The 21,133-nt window shown below is 59.5% G+C and carries 19 protein-coding genes; 14 read left to right on the top strand and 5 right to left on the bottom strand.

What is annotated here, in order from left to right:
• The first annotated feature begins 556 nt into the window (after nt 1-556).
• From BO1_RS40540 to lhpH, 3 genes are all read left to right on the top strand, one after another.
• On the top strand, nt 557-2,800 hold the full coding sequence (locus BO1_RS40540) for an NADP-dependent isocitrate dehydrogenase (RefSeq protein WP_028222454.1): 2,244 nt from the start codon (nt 557-559) through the stop codon (nt 2,798-2,800).
• A 288-nt stretch (nt 2,801-3,088) separates the two neighbouring features.
• Nucleotides 3,089-4,207 carry a branched-chain amino acid ABC transporter substrate-binding protein gene (locus BO1_RS40535; protein WP_028222453.1) on the top strand — a complete coding sequence of 373 codons (1,119 nt, stop codon included), beginning with the start codon at nt 3,089-3,091 and terminating at the stop codon, nt 4,205-4,207.
• A gap of 30 nt (nt 4,208-4,237) precedes the next feature.
• Nucleotides 4,238-5,245 (top strand): trans-3-hydroxy-L-proline dehydratase, encoded by a 1,008-nt coding sequence (gene lhpH, locus BO1_RS40530; RefSeq protein ID WP_028222452.1) that lies wholly within the window; start codon nt 4,238-4,240, stop codon nt 5,243-5,245.
• A gap of 119 nt (nt 5,246-5,364) precedes the next feature.
• On the opposite strand, the gene BO1_RS40525 is transcribed toward lhpH, so the two are convergent.
• On the bottom strand, nt 5,365-5,970 hold the full coding sequence (locus BO1_RS40525) for a TetR/AcrR family transcriptional regulator (protein WP_028222451.1): 606 nt from the start codon (nt 5,968-5,970) through the stop codon (nt 5,365-5,367).
• 170 nt (nt 5,971-6,140) lie between these two features.
• Here BO1_RS40525 and BO1_RS40520 point away from each other — a divergent pair, with 170 nt between their 5' ends.
• Nucleotides 6,141-6,911, top strand: a complete 771-nt coding sequence (locus BO1_RS40520; protein WP_028222450.1) for an alpha/beta hydrolase — start codon at nt 6,141-6,143, stop codon at nt 6,909-6,911.
• Between the two features lie 3 nt (nt 6,912-6,914).
• On the opposite strand, the gene BO1_RS40515 is transcribed toward BO1_RS40520, so the two are convergent.
• Complete coding sequence (locus BO1_RS40515; RefSeq protein WP_028222449.1) at nt 6,915-7,664, bottom strand: FadR/GntR family transcriptional regulator; 750 nt, start codon at nt 7,662-7,664, stop codon at nt 6,915-6,917.
• A 208-nt stretch (nt 7,665-7,872) separates the two neighbouring features.
• On the opposite strand from BO1_RS40515, the gene lhpI reads away from it, so the two are divergent.
• From lhpI to BO1_RS40500, 3 genes are all read left to right on the top strand, one after another.
• Entirely contained in the window at nt 7,873-8,787 is a 915-nt protein-coding gene (lhpI, locus tag BO1_RS40510) for a bifunctional Delta(1)-pyrroline-2-carboxylate/Delta(1)-piperideine-2-carboxylate reductase (protein WP_028222448.1), read from the top strand.
• A gap of 127 nt (nt 8,788-8,914) precedes the next feature.
• Entirely contained in the window at nt 8,915-9,283 is a 369-nt protein-coding gene (locus BO1_RS40505; protein WP_084688665.1) for a GGDEF domain-containing protein, read from the top strand.
• Nucleotides 9,284-9,459: 176 nt separating this feature from the next.
• Entirely contained in the window at nt 9,460-9,684 is a 225-nt protein-coding gene (locus tag BO1_RS40500) for a hypothetical protein (RefSeq protein WP_028222446.1), read from the top strand.
• 136 nt (nt 9,685-9,820) lie between these two features.
• On the opposite strand, the gene nirD is transcribed toward BO1_RS40500, so the two are convergent.
• The gene (nirD, locus tag BO1_RS40495) at nt 9,821-10,180 is read right to left on the bottom strand and encodes a nitrite reductase small subunit NirD (RefSeq protein WP_043288678.1); all 360 of its coding nucleotides are present in this window, start codon (nt 10,178-10,180) and stop codon (nt 9,821-9,823) included.
• A 36-nt stretch (nt 10,181-10,216) separates the two neighbouring features.
• Complete coding sequence (nirB, locus tag BO1_RS40490) at nt 10,217-12,820, bottom strand: nitrite reductase large subunit NirB (RefSeq protein ID WP_028222444.1); 2,604 nt, start codon at nt 12,818-12,820, stop codon at nt 10,217-10,219.
• A 655-nt stretch (nt 12,821-13,475) separates the two neighbouring features.
• Between nirB and cobA the strand changes: the two genes are divergently transcribed.
• The gene (gene cobA, locus BO1_RS40480; RefSeq protein ID WP_174490630.1) at nt 13,476-14,252 is read left to right on the top strand and encodes a uroporphyrinogen-III C-methyltransferase; all 777 of its coding nucleotides are present in this window, start codon (nt 13,476-13,478) and stop codon (nt 14,250-14,252) included.
• Nucleotides 14,253-14,266: 14 nt separating this feature from the next.
• On the opposite strand, the gene BO1_RS54860 is transcribed toward cobA, so the two are convergent.
• Nucleotides 14,267-15,049, bottom strand: coding sequence for an alpha/beta fold hydrolase (locus BO1_RS54860; RefSeq protein WP_052409795.1), 783 nt, complete (start codon nt 15,047-15,049; stop codon nt 14,267-14,269).
• Between the two features lie 414 nt (nt 15,050-15,463).
• Between BO1_RS54860 and BO1_RS40470 the strand changes: the two genes are divergently transcribed.
• The 6 genes from BO1_RS40470 (at nt 15,464) to BO1_RS40440 (ending at nt 21,050) form a co-directional block, all read left to right on the top strand.
• Nucleotides 15,464-15,739 carry a hypothetical protein gene (locus BO1_RS40470; RefSeq protein ID WP_028222441.1) on the top strand — a complete coding sequence of 92 codons (276 nt, stop codon included), beginning with the start codon at nt 15,464-15,466 and terminating at the stop codon, nt 15,737-15,739.
• A gap of 98 nt (nt 15,740-15,837) precedes the next feature.
• Complete coding sequence (locus tag BO1_RS54855) at nt 15,838-17,031, top strand: hypothetical protein (RefSeq protein WP_043288677.1); 1,194 nt, start codon at nt 15,838-15,840, stop codon at nt 17,029-17,031.
• Nucleotides 17,028-18,233, top strand: a complete 1,206-nt coding sequence (locus BO1_RS40455; RefSeq protein WP_043288676.1) for an MFS transporter — start codon at nt 17,028-17,030, stop codon at nt 18,231-18,233. Before BO1_RS54855 ends, BO1_RS40455 begins: the two co-directional genes overlap by 4 nt.
• Nucleotides 18,230-19,111, top strand: a complete 882-nt coding sequence (locus BO1_RS40450; protein WP_028222437.1) for a class I SAM-dependent methyltransferase — start codon at nt 18,230-18,232, stop codon at nt 19,109-19,111. Before BO1_RS40455 ends, BO1_RS40450 begins: the two co-directional genes overlap by 4 nt.
• A gap of 6 nt (nt 19,112-19,117) precedes the next feature.
• Nucleotides 19,118-19,813, top strand: coding sequence for a hypothetical protein (locus BO1_RS58460; protein ID WP_084688663.1), 696 nt, complete (start codon nt 19,118-19,120; stop codon nt 19,811-19,813).
• The gene (locus BO1_RS40440) at nt 19,806-21,050 is read left to right on the top strand and encodes a DUF2087 domain-containing protein (RefSeq protein ID WP_245644033.1); all 1,245 of its coding nucleotides are present in this window, start codon (nt 19,806-19,808) and stop codon (nt 21,048-21,050) included. Before BO1_RS58460 ends, BO1_RS40440 begins: the two co-directional genes overlap by 8 nt.
• The last annotated feature ends 83 nt before the right edge of the window (nt 21,051-21,133 follow it).

Below are 21,133 nucleotides of genomic sequence, written 5' to 3'. Positions count from 1 at the left end.
CCTGCGGCCCGCCGCGAAAACAAGTTAAGGCCAACGCCGCAAGGCCCCCAGCGAACCCTGATCTTAACGGCAACGGCGCCCAGACCGGAAAAACGCCGGAAGAGGTCGCCCCCGAGTTCAGGATGAATTGAGCCCCAACCCCGCTTGCCGCGGCACAGACAAAAACGGCCCGACAACGGCCGCCGCCGGCAAAAAATTCTTCTATAAGACTGCACGATTCACGCCTCGATTTATAAGGGTCTTTACCAGATTGACAAGTAATCTGGATCCAAAACAAGAAAACCCTTCGGACACGGAAAGATCGCCCGCAACATCCCGCAAGCCCTTGCACGGCGGGCTTTCGCCGTGGCAACGTTTTCATCGCATGGCCGCCCGATCCGGGCCAAACCGCCCGGCTTCCAGCCCAAACGAGTTCCCGCAACGGCATTCCATATTATGAAATTGATGGACAGTAAGCCCCCAGGTCTCCTCAAATTGAGGCAAAATCCAGGTGTTTCGCCGACTGCGCGCAGCCGGTGGTGTCTTCACCCCGTTTTTGAACCCCGCCAAGAAGCCGATGAGTACCCAGCAACCCACCATCATCTATACCCTGACCGATGAAGCGCCGCTGCTCGCCACCAGCTCGTTTCTGCCGATCATCCGCACCTTCGCTGCGCCGGCCGGCGTGAACGTCGAGACCAGCGATATCTCCGTTGCGGGCCGCATCCTGGGCGAATTCCCCGAGTTCCTGAGCGAAGAGCAGCGCGTGCCGGACAATCTGGCCGAGCTGGGTCGCCTCACGCAGCTCCCGGAAACGAACATCATCAAGCTGCCGAACATCAGCGCGTCGGTTCCTCAGCTCGTTGCCGCGATCAAGGAACTGCAGGGCAAGGGCTACAAGGTTCCCGATTTCCCCGAAGACCCGAAGACCGACGAAGAGAAAGCGATTCAAAAGCGCTACTCGAAGTGCCTCGGCTCCGCCGTGAACCCGGTGCTGCGCGAAGGCAATTCGGACCGCCGCGCGCCGCTCGCGGTCAAGAACTACGCGAAGAAGCACCCGCACAGCATGGGCGAGTGGAGCATGGCTTCGCGCACGCACGTGGCTCACATGAAGCACGGCGACTTCTATCACGGCGAAAAGTCGATCACGAACGACAAGGATCGTGAAGTCCGCATGGAGCTCGTCACGAAGGGCGGCGAGACCATCGTGCTGAAACCGAAGGTCAAGCTGCAAGCAGGCGAGATCGTCGACAGCATGTTCATGAGCAAGAAGGCGCTGCTCGCGTTCTACGAAGAGCAGATGGAAGACGCGCGCAAGACCGGCGTCATGCTCTCGCTGCACGTGAAGGCCACCATGATGAAGGTCTCGCACCCCATCGTGTTCGGCCACGCCGTCAAGGTGTTCTACAAGGACGCGTTCGAGAAGCACGCGAAACTCTTCGAAGAGCTCGGCGTGAACGTCAACAACGGCATGGTCGATCTCTACACGAAGATCGAAGCGCTGCCGGAATCGAAGCGCGAAGAAGTGATCCGCGACCTGCACGCGTGCCATGAGCACCGTCCGTCGCTCGCGATGGTCGACTCGGCCAAGGGCATCTCGAACCTGCACGCGCCGAACGACGTGATCGTCGACGCCTCGATGCCCGCGATGATCCGCGCCGGCGGCAAGATGTGGGGCGCCGACGGCCGCCCGGCCGACACGAAGTGCCTGATTCCGGAAAGCACGTTCGCGCGCATCTACCAGGAAATCATCAACTTCTGCAAGACCAACGGCGCATTCGATCCGCGCACGATGGGCACGGTGCCCAACGTCGGCCTGATGGCGCAGAAGGCCGAAGAGTACGGCTCGCACGACAAGACCTACGAAATCCCGCAAGACGGCACGGCGCGCATCGTCGACAACGCCACGGGCGAAGTCATCGAAGCGCTCACGCAAGAAGTGGAGCAAGGCGACATCTGGCGCATGTGCCTCGTGAAGGACGCGCCGATCCGCGACTGGGTCAAGCTCGCCGTCACGCGCGCGCGCAACTCGGGCATGCCGGCCGTGTTCTGGCTCGACCCGTACCGTCCGCACGAAAACGAGCTGATCAAGAAGGTCGAGGCGTACCTGAAGGACTACGACACGAGCGGCCTCGAACTGCACATCATGTCGCAAGTCCGCGCGATGCGTTACTCGCTCGAGCGCGTGATCCGCGGTCTGGACACGATCTCGGTCACGGGCAACATCCTGCGCGACTACCTGACCGACCTGTTCCCGATCATGGAACTGGGCACGTCGGCGAAGATGCTCTCGATCGTTCCGCTGATGGCCGGCGGCGGCATGTACGAAACGGGCGCGGGCGGCTCGGCGCCGAAGCACGTGCAGCAGCTCGTGCAGGAAGACCACCTGCGCTGGGACTCGCTCGGCGAATTCCTCGCGCTGGCCGTGTCGCTGGAAGACCTCGGCATCAAGACGAACAACGCGCGCGCCAAGCTGCTCGCGAAGACGCTCGACGCCGCCACCGGCAAGCTGCTCGACAACAACAAGGGCCCGTCGCCGAAGACCGGCGAGCTGGATAACCGCGGCAGCCAGTTCTACCTCTCGATGTACTGGGCGCAAGAGCTGGCCGCACAGAAGGACGACGCGGAACTCGCAGCGCTGTTCGCCCCGCTCGCGAAGACGCTGACCGAGAACGAGAAGACCATCGTCGGCGAGCTCGCCGCGGTGCAGGGCAAGCCGGTCGATATCGGCGGCTACTACAAGCCGGACTTCGCGAAGCTTGCCGAAGTCATGCGCCCGAGCAAGACGTTCAACGCAGCGCTCGAAGCCGTGGCGAAGTAAGCCTCGCGCGAAGCCGGGAGGCTGGGCTGGGTCCACCACCCTGCCCGGCCTCGTTCGGCACGAGGCGCCTCGCCTCATGAAAACCGCCCTTGCAGCGCAGATCGCTGCAAGGGCGGTTTTGTTTTGGGACGCCGGAAAACACCGGGGAGCACCGTCTGCATGCCCGCTCGCCGGCCCCCATCTGGTTTTCCCCGGGACCACGGGCAGCGGTCTTTTTTAAAAGTGCTTGCTATCGCACCACCACTGAAATACATTGGTCTCTCTAAAACCAATTTCAGGAGACCGGTCATGCGTCAACTCATTACCGCTGTGGTCGCTGCTTCGGCATTCGGCGCTGTGGCAGCGCACGCGCAAGAAGTCGTCGTCATTGGGCATTCCGCGCCGCTGACGGGTCCGCAGGCCGCAAACGGCAAGGACAATGAGAATGGCGCGCGCCTCGCGATCAACGAGCTGAACGCGCAGCACGTGACCGTCGCGGGCAAGGCGGTCACGTTCAAACTGGATTCGCAGGACGACCAGGCCGACCCCAAGGTGGGCGTGCAGGTCGCCCAGAATCTCGTCGACAAGGGCGTGGTCGCCGTCATCGGCCCCTACAACTCCGGCGTGGCGATCCCGGCATCGCGCGTCTACCACAATGCCAATATCCCGATCCTCCCGGTTGCGTCCAATCCCGCGCTGACCCAGCAGGGCTTCAAGAACATCTTCCGTATCGGCGCGAGCGACGAGCAGCTGGGCGGCACGATGGCCGAATTCGCGGCCAAGACGCTGCACGCCAAAACGGCCGCCATCATCGACGACAGAACGGCCTATGGCCAGGGCGTCGCGCAGCAGTTCGAAGACGTCGCGAAAGCCAATAACCTGAAGATCGTGGACCATCAGTTCACGAATTCGCAGGCGACCGACTTCCTTGGCATCCTCACCACCATCAAGGCCGAGAATCCCGATGTGATCTTCTTCGGCGGCTATGCCGCCCAGGGCGCGCCCATGGCCAAGCAGATGCGCCAGCGCGGCCTGCGCGCCAAGCTGCTCGGCGGCGACGGCATTTGCTCGGCCGACATGGGCAAGGTCGCGGGCGATGCGGCCTCCATCGTGTACTGTGCTCAAGGGGGCGTGGCGCTGGACAAGACGCCCGAAGGCCGCGAATTCCTGAAGAAGTACCACGACGCCTACCATATGGACACCCAGGTGTATGCGGTGAACTACTACGACGGCGTGAAGATGCTGGCCGACGCGATGGTCAAGGCCGGCACGACCACCGACAAGGAAAAGCTCATCGATCAGTTGTCCAAAGAACATTACAAGGGCGTCGCGGGCACCTATTCGTTTGACGCGAAGGGCGATCTCGTAGGCGCGCCAACGACGGTTTATGTCATTCGCAACGGCCTGCCCGTGCCGTATGCCCAGTAACTCATCCATCAGCCTGGTCATTCGATTCTCATGAAGCCGACACGCACCATTTCGACCGTCGAAGTTCACACCGGCGGCGAGGCCTTCCGCATCGTCACGAGCGGCCTGCCGCGCCTGCCCGGCGACACCATCGTCCAGCGCCGCGCGTGGCTCAAGGAAAACGCCGACGATATCCGCCGCGCGTTGATGTTCGAGCCGCGCGGCCATGCGGACATGTATGGCGGCTATCTCACCGAGCCCGTCTCGCCGGGCGCCGACTTCGGTGTGATCTTTCTGCACAACGAAGGCTATAGCGACCACTGCGGCCATGGCGTCATCGCCTTGTCCACGGCCGCTGTCGAGCTGGGCTGGGTGCAACGGACCGTGCCCGAAACGCGCGTGGGCATCGACGCGCCTTGCGGCTTCATCGAGGCCTTCGTCAAGTGGGACGGCGAGCACGCCGGCGGCGTGCGCTTCGTGAACGTGCCGTCATTCCTCTGGAAGCGTGACGTGACAGTGGAAACGCCGAGCTTCGGCAAGGTCACGGGCGATATCGCATACGGCGGCGCGTTCTACTTCTACGTCGACGGCGCGCCTTTCGATCTGCCGGTGCGCGAGGCGGCGGTCGAACAGCTCATCCGTTTCGGCGCCGAGGTCAAGGAAGCGGCCAACAAGGCCTTTCCGGTGCAGCACCCGGGGATTCCCGAGATCAATCACATCTACGGGACGATCATTGCCAACCAGCCGCGCCATGAAGGATCGACCCAGGCCAATTGCTGCGTGTTCGCCGATCGCGAAGTCGACCGCTCGCCCACGGGCTCGGGAACCGGCGGACGCGTGGCGCAGCTTTATCAGCGCGGCCAGCTCAAGGCGGGCGAAACGCTCGTGAACGAGTCCATCGTCGGCACGATATTCAAAGGCAGGGTTCTGCGCGAGACGTCAGTCAACGGCATGCCCGCCGTGATTCCCGAAGTCGAGGGCGAGGCCTTTATCTGCGGGTTCGCGCAGTGGATCATCGACGAGCGCGATCCGCTCACCTACGGCTTCCTCGTGCGTTAAAACCATTCTCCCCGTACCTGGGGTTTGCAGCGCACGCCGGGTTATCCGGCGTGCGCTTTTTTATTCATCGAGGATTTCCGGGGAGGCGCATGCGGGACGGCAATGTGCCTCTCCGAACATCAGGCGGACCGCGTACGCTTGCGCGGCTTCACCAGTCTTTCCACGGCACTCTCGGTCACATCCTTGAATAGCGCGACGTTGCCCTGCACCCGCGCGGCCAGCATGGCGCCATAAACCACCGACACCAGCGTTGCAGCCTCGGTTCGCGCCGATGAACCCAGTTTGATGAGGCCGTCCTTCACGCCCGACTCGAGCACCCGCTCAATCCACGAAGTCAGGGTGTCGAAGAACATTTTCACCGCTTGCGCCACTTCCTCGGGCAGCGAAGGAAGCTCGGCGCCCAGCATGCCCGCTACGCAGAACGGCGCCGTGTCGTCCGCGATACAGCGCTCCCAATGCCCGATGTAGGCGTGCAATTGCGCAATGGCATCGGCGCCGCTCGCCTGAAGTGCTTCGACGTCGGCGTCGAGTGCTTCCCGCCACTCGTCCAGCACAGCGATCACGAGATCGGTTTTGGCAGGGAAGTGATGGTGAATGCTCGCCTTGCGAATCTCGATCGCTTCTGCGATGTCCGCATAGCTAAAGCCGCTATAGCCGCGACGCATGATGAGCTGCCGCCCCGCTGCAACGATCCTGTTTGCTGTTATGTCCCCAGTTGCCGTCATTTTGCCTACCATCTAGTCGGTTGATTCATCGCTAGTCTACCGTGGAACGTGGCCTCATGACGAGTCGCAAAAATTTTCTTGCATCTCAGCCATCCTACTAGTAGGATGGCTACATCGAACAGGTCATCCCCTGTCGGTTCCTCAGTTACCTCACCCACTGGAGCACGAAAATGAAGACTTCCTCATACCTCACCCGCATCGCCGCCGCCCTCGCCCTTTCCGCCGCCGCGCTCGGCTCGCAGGCCGCCACGGCTGCGCCGGTCAAGAACATCGTCCTCGTCCACGGCTATTTCGCCGACGGCTCAGGCTGGCAAGCGGTTTCGAAGATCCTCACGCGTGACGGCTACAAGGTCTCCGTCGTGCAGGAGCCGGAAACCTCGTTCGGCGACGACGTAAAGGCCACCACCCGCGTGATCGATGCGCAGGACGGCCCAAGCATCCTCGTCGGCCACAGCTACGGCGGCGCGGTGGTGACCGAGGCCGGCAACGATGACAAGGTCGCGGGCCTCGTCTACGTGGCCGCGTTCCAGCCGGACACGGGCGAAACGCCGCTCGAGCTGACCAAGAAGATGCCGCCCGCAACCACGGCCATCAAGGCGACCGCCGACGGCCATCTGTACATCGATCCGGCCGATTTCCACGCGGATTTCGCCGCCGACTTGCCCGCGTCTGAAGCCAGCTTCATGGCCATTTCGCAGGTGACGCCCGCCGCCCAATCATTCGGAGTGCCGATCACTCACGCCGCGTGGAGAACGAAGCCGAGCTGGGCTGTCGTCGCAACGGCCGACCGCGCGATCAATCCCGACCTGGAGCGCTTCATGACCCAGCGCGCAGGCAGCAAGACGGTCGAGATCGATTCGAGCCACGTGGCCTACATGTCGCATCCGGCGGCCGTCGCAAAGCTGATCGAGCAAGCCGCTACGCAGTCCGGCAAAGAATGACGATCAGGTCGGCGCGATATCGCGCTGGACACGATGGATGTGCTGCTCCACGTAGAACGCGGCCGCGTCTGCGTCGCCGGTCACGATGGCTTCGTAAATGAGCCGGTGCTCCGCGACGTAGAGGCGGATGCGGGCGGGATCGTAAATGCCGTCGTCCTTTAGACGCTTCCACAAGGACTGGTCCATCGTGTCGGCAATCTCCTGGGCGAGCTTCACCAGCAGCGCATCGCCGGTCATCACGGCTAGCTGCCGATGAAACAGGCGGTCACTGTTGTTCCATAGCGCACGCTGTTCGGGGTCCGAAACATCGGTGAGTGTTTCCATCTGCGCGAGATAGTGCTCCGCGAGCGCGTCGCGTTTCTTGTGGGCCGCCGCCCGGCGCGCGATGGCGGGCTCGAGAATCAGGCGCACGTCCAGCGTGGCCGAGGGGCTGTAATCCGCCTCGACCAGACTCGCTTCGGCCGTGCCGGCCGGCGCGCTGACCCGCGCCAGCACCTCGGGGGCATTCGCCGAGACATAGGTGCCGGAATTTCGGCGCGTGAGCACGAGACCTTCGTTCTGGAGCGCCCCGATCGCCTCGCGCACCGCCGGGCGCCCGACGCCGAACAAGGCAGCCAGCTCGCGCTCGGAAGGCAGGCGCGACTCCGGAAGGTATCTGCCGGCCCGGATCTCCGCGCGGATCTTTTCGGAAACCTGCTCGTAGATCTGGAGGGGGCGGAAGTTCGCGGGGAAATCGATGCGTGCGGAGGCCATAGAGGATCGGTCGAAACGTTGGTCTCCAATATACCACTTACTCGCGCCGTCAAAACCACCGGAGCCGCTGCCGACCCGCGCCGTACCGATGTGGATTGCACGAATGCCAGATGGGGTCAATATGTTGGATTCATGGATTGATAACCAGCCAAATGTGGTTTAAATTGAATCCACTTAAGCGACTTCTCCAACGCGAGTCACCCAGACCATGACCACTCCGCCAGTCAAAACTTTCGACGCGCACGCCACTGCCGCGCTGCTGGACTATCCGACGCTCGTGCAGACGCTGCGCGAAACCATCGTGGAATACGCAGCTGGAAAGATCGTCAGTCCTGAGCGCCTGGTCATTCCGTTGCAGGAAGGCGGCGTGATGCTCTCGATGCCTTCCAGCGCGAGCGACATTGCGATCCACAAGCTCGTCAACGTGTGCCCCGGCAACGGCAAGCGGCAGCTCCCCACGATCCATGGGCAGGTCATTGCGTGCGACGCGTTCACGGGCGAGATGCTGTTCGTGCTCGACGGCCCCACGGTCACCGGACGCCGGACCGCCGCCGTCACCGCGCTCGGCGTCATGTGCCTGCATGCGGGCGCGCCGAAGGAGATCCTGATCATCGGTACGGGGAAGCAGGCCGTCAATCATGTGGAAGCCTTTGCCGCGCTCTTTCCGCAGGCACGGATGTTCGCGCGAGGCTCGACGTTGGAGAGCACGCAACGTTTCGTGGAATCGCTGCGCGCGATTGCGCCCAATCTCAGCGTGCTGGAGGGCGATATTCCCGACTCCGTCGATGTCGTCGTGACGGTCACGACGAGCCAGTCGCCCGTCTACACCGCCCCCGCACGGACCGGACGTCTTGTGATCGGCGTCGGCGCATTCACGCCGGCCGCGGCGGAAGTCGGCAAAGCGACCGTGGACAGCAGCTTCCTCGTTGTCGACGATCCTGCCGGCGCAAAGCATGAAGCGGGCGATCTGATTCAGGCGGGCGTCGACTGGGCCAACGTGAATGCGCTAGCCGATGCGATCAAGGGAACCCTCAACCCCGCAGCACCGGTCTTTTTCAAGAGCGTTGGCTGCGCCGCATGGGATCTTGCTGCGTGCCGGGCCGCGCGTGCGCATATCGGCTGATATCGGCTGAAGCTCGCGCGGGGCGCGCCGGCCAGCGCCCCGCGCATCATGCTGGCGGCATAGGCAACAACGTTCGCGCGCATCGCGCCAGAATGAAAATCCTTTTTCGCCAACGCGTCCATCACCCATGCTTCAACCTTCTTTGCCGGAGAACGGGCCAAGCGTTTGGAGACTCTGCGGTCGTGCACTGGTTGCATTAGCAACTATATTGCGCCTGGCCGTGCGCGAGGGCGACGTGATCGGCCGGCTGGGCGGCGACGAGTTTGCGGTGCTGCTCCCCGACGCCGATGAGGCCGGCGCGGCGCAAGCGACCGAGCGCATCTGCACGCAACTGGAGCGCTTCAATCGCGCGGCGCAAAAGCCCTACGCGCTGCGCAGCAGCGTGGGCAACGCGGTGAGCCGCGCCGACGCGGCATCGTCCGTGGACCAGTTGCTGGCGCTCGCCGATGCCGCGATGTATCGGCAAAAGCGCGCGACGGGGAGCGAGCGGCGCTGACTAGATGCGGCCGCCCTTAGCCTGGCGCCCGCCCTTTCATTTGCTTCGAGCACGCCGGCCGCGCTGGCTATCATCGATTGATGATGCGGCGCCGCGCACAACGGCGTATCGTTACCCCATGCGGGAGGCGCCCAACGTCGCCCGCACGAGCAAGAACACGCTCGTTGGGGAGCGAGATGACAAATCGGCAACGTCCGCGCGAGCACATCGCCGCGCTAGCGCTGGGTGTCTTACTGGGCCTCGTGGCCGTGGCTGCGGGCGCGGGGCTGTGGCTTCACTCAGTGCAATCCGGCCCACAGGCCAGCGCCGGCGATCAGTCGGCCTCGGTGGCGGCGATCCTGTTCGGCGTCTTCCTCGCGATTTGCGCCGGCCACGAGATCTGGCGCCGCAAGACGCACTAGCACGCCGTGTCAATCCCGTCACGGCCGCCGCGCCGCGCTCACCGCTGCGGCCCACGCCGCAATACGGACAAACGGTCTTGACGGCCTAGTCGGTCTTGCGCCGCTCGAACTTGCAAACAAGAGAACAAGGCCTGATTCAGGCCGATACCCAGACCTGCCCATCCTCCACGCGCGCGGCGAACGCATTCACCGAGCGCACGGGATCTTCAAGGCACTCGCCGGTCGAAAGATCGAAGTGGTGCTTGTAGATGGGCGAGGCCACGACGATGCGCTCGCCGAGGCTGCCCACGAGCCCGCGCGAGAGCACCGCGGCCTGCGAGTTCGGGTCATAGTTGCCGATGGCGAACACGCGCGCGTCGCCGTCGTCGATATGGAACACCGCGATCTGCTCGCCTTTCACGAGCGCGCACACGCCCGTATTGGGGACGATGTCATCGAGCTTGCATACGGGCACCCAGGTAGCTTGCGCAATGGCATGGCTAGCGACGTGACTCATTTCGTACTCCTCGTAAGTGAACAGGTTCAGGCAAACTCAAACGGTTTCGACCACGACGGGAATCTGCGCAAGCGCCTCGTAATCGGCGCGCACGGGGATCTGCTGGCGCTCCTCGGGCGTGGCCGGACGAATCTGGCCGCGCTCCTCGACGAACGAAACGTGGTGGTCGCCCGCGTCGCTGTTGACGAAGTGGCGGAAGCGCCGGCGCGTCTGAGGATCGGTCACGGCCTTCTTCCACTCGCATTCGTAGGTGTCCACCACGAGCTGCATCTCCGCTTCGAGCTCGGCGGCAAGGCCCAGCTTGTCATGCACGACCACGTCGATCAGATAGTCGAGGCCGCCTTCGAGGTTGTCGCGCCACACGCTCGTGCGCTGCAGGCGGTCCGCCGTGCGCACGTAGAGCATCAGGAAACGGTCGATGTAGCGAATCAGCGTGTCCTTGTCGAGATCGGACGCGAGCAGTTCGGCGTGACGCGGCTTCATGCCGCCGTTGCCGCACACATAGAGGTTCCAGCCCCGCTCGGTGGCGATGATGCCGATGTCCTTGCCCTGCGCCTCCGCGCATTCACGCGTGCAGCCCGAGACGCCGAACTTGATCTTGTGGGGCGCGCGCAGGCCCTTGTAGCGGTTCTCCACTTCGATCGCGAGCCCGACCGAATCGCCCACGCCATAACGGCACCACGTCGAGCCCACGCACGATTTCACGGTACGCACGGCCTTGCCGTACGCGTGCCCCGATTCGAAGCCCGCGTCGATCAACTCTTCCCAGATGAACGGCAGTTGCTCGACGCGTGCACCGAACAGGTCCACGCGCTGGCCGCCCGTGATCTTCGTATAGAGGCCGTATTTCTTCGCGACCATGCCCACGGCGATGAGGCCCTCGGGCGTGACCTCGCCGCCCGGCATGCGCGGCACGACCGAATAGGTGCCGTCGCGCTGGATGTTGGCGAGATAGTAGTCGTTCGAATCCTGCAGGCTCGCGTGCTCCTTCTTGAGCACGAACTCGTTCCAGCACGACGCCAGAATGCCGGCCACCGCGGGCTTGCAGATATCGCAGCCGAGCCCGTGGCCGTGCTTCGAAAGCAGCGCGCCGAAGGTCTTGATGCTCTCCACGCGCACGAGGTGATAGAGCTCCTGGCGCGAATACGGGAAGTGCTCGCAGAGGTGATTATTGACGGCCACGCCCTGGCGCTGCATCTCCGACTTCATGATCTGCGTGACGAGCGGCACGCAACCGCCGCACGACGCGCCCGCGCAAGTGGCGGCCTTCATCGCGCCGATGCTCGTCGCGCCCTCGCGCACCGCCGCGCAGATCTGCGCCTTCGAGACGTTGTTGCACGAGCAGATCTGCGCGCCCTCGGGCAGCGCCTCCACGCCGAGCGCGGGCTTCGCCTTGCCATCGGCTTGCGGCAGGATCAGGAACTCGGGCGCCTCCGGCAATTCGATGCGGTTGAGCATCATCTGCAGCAGCGTGCCGTATTCGCCAGCATCGCCCACCATCACGGCGCCGAGCAGATGCTTGCCGCTCTCCGAAACCACGATCTTCTTGTAGACCTCGCGGCGCTCGTCGGCGAAGCGGTACGAGCGGCTGCCCGGCGTCTTGCCGTGCGCGTCGCCGATGCTCGCCACATCCACGCCCATCAGCTTGAGCTTCGTGCTCATGTCCGCGCCTTCGAAGCGTGCCGCGGCGCTAGCATCCTGCCCCGCGCCCGCGAGCGTCTTCGCGACGATGCGCGCCATGTCGTAGCCCGGCGCCACGAGGCCGAAGATCTGGCCTTGCCACAGCGCGCATTCGCCGATCGCGTAGATGTCGGGGTCGCTCGTGCGGCAGGCGTCGTCGATCACAATGCCGCCCCGCGCACCCACTTCGAGCCCGCACGCGCGCGCAATCTCGTCGCGCGGACGAATGCCGGCCGAGAACACGATCATGTCGGCTTCGAGGTGCGTGCCGTCGGCGAATACCATGCGGTTCGCCGCGCCTTCGCCATCCACGATCGACGTGGTGTTCTTCTGCGTATGCACCGTCACGCCCAGCGCTTCGATCTTGCTGCGCAGCATGCGGCCGCCATCTTCGTCGACTTGCACCGTCATCAGGCGCGGCGCGAATTCGACCACGTGCGTTTCGAGCCCGAGATCGCGCAGGGCCTTCGCGCATTCGAGGCCCAGCAGGCCGCCGCCCACCACCACGCCCGACTTCGCGCTCGCACCGCGTGCCTGCATGGCCTCGAGGTCCTCGATGGTGCGATAAACGAAGCAGTCCGTACGATCATTGCCCGCGATGGGAGGCACGAACGGCGACGACCCCGTGGCGATCACGAGTTTGTCGTACGAAAGCGTCTCGCCATTGGACACGCTCACGGTGCGCGCCGCGCGGTCGATCGACACCGCCTTCGCGTTGAGCACAAGGCGCACGCGCTGGCGAACATCGTCGCGCTCGAAGAAGCCCTCGCTCACGAGCGAAAGATCGTCGGCTGACTTGCCGGCGAAGAATTCGGAGAGATGCACGCGGTCGTATGCGGGACGCGGCTCTTCGCAGAGCACGGTCACGCGCACGTTCAGCGCGCTTTGCGTGGCATCCGCGAGCACGCACTCCAGAAATTTATGGCCCACCATGCCGTGGCCAATGACCACGACGTCCAGACCGTCTACTGCGAGCGTTGATTGCGTCATGCCTGTACACCCTGCCAAATAAAAAAGGCGTCCCGCGGATCCAGCTCGCGAGGAGCCAGATTCGGGGGACGCCGTTGCCCTGAGATTCAATCGATTTGCACTGCCATGCTGCGTTGCAGCCGGATCGCCGGCCGCCGGATCGCCGTTGATCCTGTTTGCGGATCGTTACGCAAGCACTGTGCCAGTCCGCCGGAAATGGCCGGAAACCCCACACCGCAGGGCGCGAGCGGACGCTTGGGCCAGCGCGCGCTGTGTGATGGTGCGGTGCGCTGCGAGGCAGCCGGGCACAAATTTGGTGCCGTGCAGCAGGCCCGCTGTGCGATTTCGGTGCGCCACGGCGATGCATTCCAAAAACTCGTGAATGGGTGCGTGCCCCGCTAGCGCTGGCGAGCGCGATGCATGGCGGTACAACGCGCGCACTGGTCTGGAACTTGCGTAGAGCCATCCATCCGGCAACGATGCCGGAGCGGCCACGCCATCGGCTTCGATGCGCGGGCCACGCTGCAACACCTTCATGCATAGGCGGACAACGGCGTCCCCTCGTCACACACGACGAGCGGACGCCGTTTGTTTTGATGGCGCGCTTAACAGCGCGCAGCATATGAAAGAACGCGAAAGGATCAACATGAACGCAACGGGCAAGGTCACCTTATTGAGCGCGGGGCCAGGCGACCTCGACCTGCTGACCTTGAAGGCTGCGAAGGCGCTCGCCCGCGCCGATGTCGTGCTGCTCGACGACCTCGTGAATCCCGAGATCGCCTCGCTCGCCCCGCAGGCGCGCGTGATCAAGGTCGGCAAGCGCGGCGGCTGCCGCTCCACTCCGCAGGCGTTCATCGAGCGGCTCATGCAGCGCTATGCGCGCAAGGGCCTCGACGTGGTGCGCGTCAAGGGCGGCGACGCCCTGCTCTTCGGTCGCGCGGGCGAAGAGCTCGCGGCACTGCGACGCGCGGGTATTGCGGTGGAGATCATCAACGGCGTGTCGTCGGCGTTCGCGGCGGCGGCGGGCCTGGGCGTCTCGCTCACGCATCGCGACCACTGCCAGGGCGTGATCTTCGTGACGGCGCATCTGCGCGACCACAGCGAGCCCGACTGGCAGGCGCTCGCCGCGACGCGCATGACGCTCGCCATCTATATGGGCATGAGCCGCATCGAGGGGCTATGCGCGACGCTCGCACAGGCGCTTTCGAATGAGACGCCGGCCGCCGTTGTGCAATGGGCCGGCAGTGCGAACGAGCGCCGCGTGACGGCAACGCTCGGCACCATCGCCGCCATTGCGACGCAAGCCGGGCTCGGCAGCCCGGCCATCATTCTCGTGGGCGATGCAATTGGGGAAGCGGTTACGCTGAATGCTTTCGATGAGGAGGCCCAGGCGTACGCGGCGGGGCTACTGCGAAGCGCGTAGCGATGGATAGTGTTTTATCGGCTCAGGTTGAGAATATTCGAAATTGCCAACGCCAGACCATCTGGATTGTCGTACGCGACCATATGTTCGGCGTTGGCAACGAGCTCGACCGTGCAACCGGCTCGTTCGAATTTTGCAATTTCGTCGCTCGTTGCCGTATCCGAGAGAATCACGCCTTTGATTGCGTCCAGGTTGGTCAGATCATCGAGCCAATTGCTCGAATTATCGTCGATAGCCGATCTCGCCCATTGATAAATGGCGTACGGTGACGCTACGGAAAAAGGCCCCAACCAGGCATCGTTACCGCCTTGGGCCTTCAATTGCGCCAGGAATTGCGAAAATCCGCTATCGACGAATTGCTGCTCGGTTTGGGACGCAATCTCCGACAACACGGCGATGCCGTAGTCGGTCAGCCCAGGCTCACAAAGCACAAGCGTGTCGACCTGGATGGGCAACTGCTGCGCCAGCTTCAAGGCAATGAACGCCCCGGCGCTATGGCCGAACAGGTTCACGTTCGAGAACCCCTGGCTGACCGCAAAATTCGATAGAACCGTTGCCTGCGTAGCGGAGTCGTATTTTCCGTCTAGCGGCTTGTCGCTAAGGCCCGACCCCATGAGATCGACGAGAAGCGATCTGCGCTTCGAGTAAGAGTCGGAGGTCACTACGGGTGGGTAGTCGCTGCTGGATGCACAGCCCAAGCCATGAATATAAAAGAGTGGCCCAAACGCCTCTTTACCGGAGTACAGATCGAAGTAGCGAAGAATGTTGCTTCTATCGTCAACAACGAATGCATTCATTTCTCATCCTCAATATCGAATCACTTCCGAATGTGCTATCCGGCGAGAATACACCCTTACACAGAAATCATCTTGCTGCGAAGTTTGATTGATATCATCAAGAATGAGACACGCATCATCTGAACTCATCGGTTAAGCACGGCGCATATCACACACTCTTGATCAGTCGTTGCATTTACAAAATCCCTGACAGGCAATGCAATATCCCAGCACAATTCATTTTAAACCAGGGTTAACCCACACTCGAATATCCGATTCAAGATATTTATTCCTCAAATCCATCCCGATCAGCACATTTGATCCACGACAATATCCCTCTTCCTAAAAGTACTAATGTTTACTTGCACTCGCCGATTTAGCGAATGCAGTTAAGCACCTCCCTTTCTGATATTCACTTTAAAGAGGTTCGACAAAATGACAATTTCATTGAAGCAGGTTCCCGAAATTCATGAACTGACTGTTGACGAGATCGAGCCGGTCGTCGCAAACGTCAAATATGCGCAGTGCAACGAAGAAGAGGTACAACCGGTCGTCGCAAACGTCAAATATGCGCAGTGCAACGAAGAAGAGGTACAACCGGTCGTCGCAAACGTCAAATATGCGCAGCGCAACGAAGAGGAGGTACAACCGGTCGTCGCAAACGTCAAATATGCGCAGCGCAACGAAGAGGAGCTGATGGAAATCGCCTGAAGTTCAAGGCACCCTTCCAGATTACCAGGCAGTCTTCTTGAACAAGGGGTTTAACCCCTTGTTCGCACTGCCATACCTTTCTCCAGCGGGAAATGAACATGGTCGATTTTCATTCGCCGCAGTTCGTGAAGGAATATTGGGGCAAGCACGCTGCGGAGCTAGCCATCTCGGATATCCCAATCAATGAAGATGATGTTTTGCGTGCACTCAGACAATACAAAGCGTGCGCGAACGAAATCCGGTCTCGCAATGCTCAATCTGAAGCCATAACTGCTCTCGATGGAGTGCGCACGCCAAAACCGCGCTGTGATTTTCTGGTGCTCGACGAAGATGCGACTCTCGATGACTACCTGACAAGAGCTGATCGCCTGGCTGGAGACAGCGAATGGGCGGTCATGTATTATGGATTGCATGCGGCAAGCCCTACGCTCTGGGATATCGCAAAATCATTTGCAGACCAACTCGCCTTATTGCTAGGCTATCGACCTGGTGGCCGTGTTGATATCGATTGCTTTATTGGTCGATATTCGTCCACACATGTCGGAATCCACGTTGACCACGCGCACAATTTCGGATTTACTTTACGTGATGGAAAAACAATGTTCACGTGGCCTGGAACGCGATCCGATCTTCTTGGTGTCAAGTTCCCCGGTTATGAACAGTTCAAGGCTGAAGGCGTACCGCTTGAGAACAAGACAGATCGCGTAGCGTATTTTCCAGAGGACTGGCTCCATGTAGCCGAGACACAATCAGGGCCGCCTGTAAATGTGAATATCGCATTTTGGGAAACAGGTAACGATGTTCAAGAATATGTGAATTTTGCGAAAAAAATGCTGCATGCCCCTGGTCGTACCCGCCATGACGTTCGTTCCTCCGGCATCACCAATCTCAACCCCGACAATGTTTTTTTGCTCTCATCGTTAAAAACCCTGGTTAGTGAAGCATCTCTTGGGAAACGAATGATGATTTCCCAACTAATATCGGACACCAGTAGCCGCCTGAATGTCGGCCGTCCAGTTGTGGAAGTCGAGAAAGTTGACGATGTCATAGCGCTCAACAGCATAAGCACCCTCCAATGGATACCATTGCTGGAAACAGGGGAGCTCTTGATTGCGGCCAACGGCCACTGCGCGAACTTCGCGTATAGCTATCTGCTAAACGGCCTTCTAAGCCAGTTGACCCTGGGGCAACCGGTCGATATTTCTCATTTCTTTAACAAGACAGTTGATCACCTCAACGGCGATTGCGCACGCGTCGTTAGTGCATTGGCACGCTGGGGGGCGCTTCAATGAAACGCGCGAGCATCATTGCCATCTTCCTTATCTTACTCTCCTTGTCATTTGGAAGCTTGACTGATGAAGCTGCCCAGGTAACGTTTGCACTCAGGCTTGCAGACAGCGCTTCTTCTGTGTCAGCATTGCTCGCAGCCGGTCTCATTGGGGCCATTTTTTCCGGCCCTATTGCGCCCCCAATCCTCCAGCGTTTTGGACCTCAAAAGACGGTTCCAGCAATATTCCTTTTGCAGTCGTTTCTTATCGCGGGAGCATCGCTAGCTAATCAATTTGGAAGCTATATTGCTGTATCAATGGCGCTCGGATGCACCGGCGCGCTTTTCTGGTCGGCAATCATGGTCGCCATTCCGACCTACACCGCCGATGAGCGCCACCTTGATCGTATTACCCGGCTAACCCAATCAGTACGGAACCTGGGCTACGCGTGTGGCCCCGCTCTCGGCGGGGTTCTGTACAGTGTAGCCGGTAATCTACGTGGCCTGTTACTCTTGGCCGTACTGGTTTTTCTGGCCGCTCCGACAACTTTAGTATGCTTCAAGATACTCGATACTTTTCGCAATGAAGCTCGCCAGGAACCGAAACAGAACAAGCAGAAAGCGAGATTCGATCTAGTCGATCTGCTGCGCTCTCCGGGCGTAATTCGCGCGGTTGCTCCGTTGCTGATGACAGTCATATTGACATCCGCGCTCAACGTTTTGCTTATTTTTAGAATTCGTACTGAATTGGGCTTGAGTGCAGAAGCTTATGGTCTTGCTATCAGTATGCTGAGCATTGGGCTGATTTTTGGCCCTGTCACTTTCTCGGGAATTTTTTCCCGGTTCGGGGATGCCGCCGGGGCCTCCTTTGCCGCCGGCCTCATCGGCCTCGGAATATTATGGCTCTCATTGACAAATGTAATCTGGATCATCGTATGCGCTACGTTTTTGATCGGATCCGCAAACGGAATTCAGAATGCGCTCATGGCGAGTTTTATGATGAAAGCGATAGATCCCCAGCGGCGTGTCAGCCAGATGCCGGCTTACGTGTTTTGCATCCAGCTCTCCGTATTTCTTGGTTTTATCGGCGCGGGATTGATCAGCACGTCAAATTTCGGAGAGGCACTTAGAATTATTGGAATCTCAACAACAATCATCGGCACATGCGGTTTTGGAATAAATGTGAAGAACAGGCCAAATTTCACTGTAGCGCAAGGAGCTAAATGATGGAAGGTATAGGACGTTTCGGGCCAAAGCCTGGCAACACGAGAGCGATCGAACTCCAGCCTCCTTTGGATCGTATTGTTTCTTCAGGCGTGGCAAATCTTCGAATCAGCCATTACTACTTCGATGAACCACTATTCGATGAATATGAGCTGACTACAGTGCGCGCAACGTGGGACTTTTCGGCTGAAGAATCTATTGTTCGCGATGGGCACAATGTTCTCGATTTAGGGTGCGGCGATGGAAGATTACTCCTGCACCTCGCCGACAAATTCGCGCTAGGAAAAAGTTTTGGAATTGATATTTCATCGGTCGCTATTGATCGTTTCAAATCCGCTACCCGGCATGAGCACATCCATGCCATGCGCGGGGATATATTCGACCTTCCGGAAGCAATCACGCAACTCCGTTTCGATGTTGTCACCTTCGGCGATGCGACTGTGAATTTCGTTCTGAGTGACGACAGGCTTAAATCGTTGCTCCAGAGTTCTAGGGCGCGGCTACGAGACGCCGACTCACGCATCATGATCGCCATCTTTGGCGATGGAACACCAGAACGGCTTTCATTTATGGACAAGAAATGTACTGTTATTCCATTCCGGCGGAACAACGGTGAGGCTTCACTTATCTGGTGGGCCTACAAGTACGACGCCGAAAAACTCATCATGCACCGCTCTGTTTTTGCCCAATCTGGATGGGATGGCGATGGAAACATCGAGGGTGTCGTAAGTGATCTTCGGGATCGGATGTGGACACCTTCAGAGATCGCACCTATAGCTGAGATCTGCGGCCTCACTGTCGATCGAATCATTGAGTCCAAAGTGCAGGATGGCGCCGCCGCAGGCATGTCGACGGCCATTATGGTCCTTAAACCCATCTAGGCATCCATGAGAATCGATCCAATCCGGTCAAATTTTTATCAGGGCACTGGCGCATATGCCTGGCAACTCGCCGAGTACCTGCAGCACAACCATGCTGATGAAGACGGCAGGTACCAGCTCAGCAAAGCCGTTCCACCGGTATTGCCAAGCCCTGCTACGATCCACCCTGAATTCCTCGCCGCTGATACCGTGGTCAGATGGTCTAAGGCAGTACGCATCACCCATAACGCTCCTCAAATTATTGGCGCACGAGGCGTTCGATCTTCTCTTGTGGTTGTCGAAAGCACTCAAGCGTTTGCGGGGATTCGTCATAGAGACGCCATTGCACTAGAAGAGGGCGTAACAGCGGGTTCAATGTCAGACATTGAAATCAATGGAAAAATCTATAACGCACGCAAACTGCTCGTCACATTACGCCGACATGGTTTTATTGAAACAGATCGCAAACCCACTCTATCATCCGCCACGCACTATATGATAGAACCCACATGTTTTTTAATCGAAACACCCGGAATCGGGAACATCGCAATCAATCAACTTAACGGCCGAATGATTCGCTTGAGCGCAACATCGAATAATATATTCGATCACAGTAATCATCCATACAAAATGCCGAAATCGCCACCATCGAGTGTAGATCAATTTATTGAAGCCGGTATGCTAAGAGTGGTTTCCATGGAGAACCCCATTGAAAATGATTAGACCTGGAATGGGCACGGAAAACAGCGCCCGCTTGATATCGACACTCATTTGCATGGCTCGCCCTGAAACTGTCGTTGAGATAGGTTCAGGTGACAGCACTATTTTCATCGCGCAAGCGCTTCAGCAGGCGTTGCGGGATTGGCGCCATGACACGGCGTTACTGGACACGTCTAAATGGGAAGAGCGAACCGCCCTTCTGGACCCGGTTGGAATTCCTGAAGCATATCGTCCCCGTTTGATCACCATTGATGATTTCAGTGCGGAAGGATCATCGGCGGAAGACGCATGGCGTTTATTGAAGGATTCCGGTATCGATGAGAGCACGGTAACATTCATCAGAGAAGATTTTTATGCGATCGATGAAGCAACCATCGCCTCGTGGGGATCGATTGACATTGCCTGGATCGATGCCGCAACGCCAGCGGACGACATACGCTTCGTTGCTGCACTTTGGGAACACATCGCGCCTGGTGGATATCTGTGTCTACACGAACCAACCATGCTGAGCGTGGTTAGCGCGGGTGAATCTCAACGGCTTCGGAGAGTACGATCTCCAATCTGGGAAGAACTGGTTCACAGACTCGATGACTCATTTGAATTGATCACCCTGCCCGAATTGCATAAATATCGACAGAGCGGTCTCGGCATCATTCGGAAACGCGAGAATGGTGAACACAAGATACGCGCTCAGTCTTTGCAATCTGAGCTCATGGAATTGGGAGAAATTCCCATTCGCAGCGACTATTTGTCGATCGGTGAAAAAACGCTGAAAAAACGCTTCAATAGAAGCGCAATTACCGCTGCGATGGAATCTTATGAGACGCGTTCCGTTTATGCCGCAATCGTGCTTGGAGCGAAAAGCATAGCCGAAATATTGGAGAAAGTTAATATTGACATAAGAGCCACCAACAAAGTGGTCAGTCGGTTACTGAGCCTTGGCCTCGTCCTGCGGAACGAAGACAGCTTGTTTGATGCTGACTCGATCTGGAGAGACATCACGGATGATCCGAACCGTCGGGCCGGAGATTTGAGCGATCGGCAGCTGGAAAACGATGATATCGCCAGAAAAATTATGGATACTTTCGCTTTGAATGTCGACTACACCGAAGCTGAAGCATCGAAAATATGCCAATTGTTCACTACCGACCACGCCAGACTGCGGCGATATCTTGTAGATTGCGGCCTGCTGAAACGCCAAAACAACCTGTATCGGCGAGTTCATTTATCGAACCAATAGCGGCCCGATATTGACCACGCCAAACCAGGCAGCTATACACCCCTTCAATTCGGATGACGAAATAATATGCACGCGCGTCCAGG

Source organism: Paraburkholderia oxyphila NBRC 105797, from assembly GCF_000685075.1.
GTDB classification, from domain to species: Bacteria; Pseudomonadota; Gammaproteobacteria; order Burkholderiales; family Burkholderiaceae; genus Paraburkholderia; species Paraburkholderia oxyphila.
The sequence above is the reverse complement of the archived record's forward strand: the minus strand, read 5'-3'. Positions and strand labels throughout refer to the sequence as shown.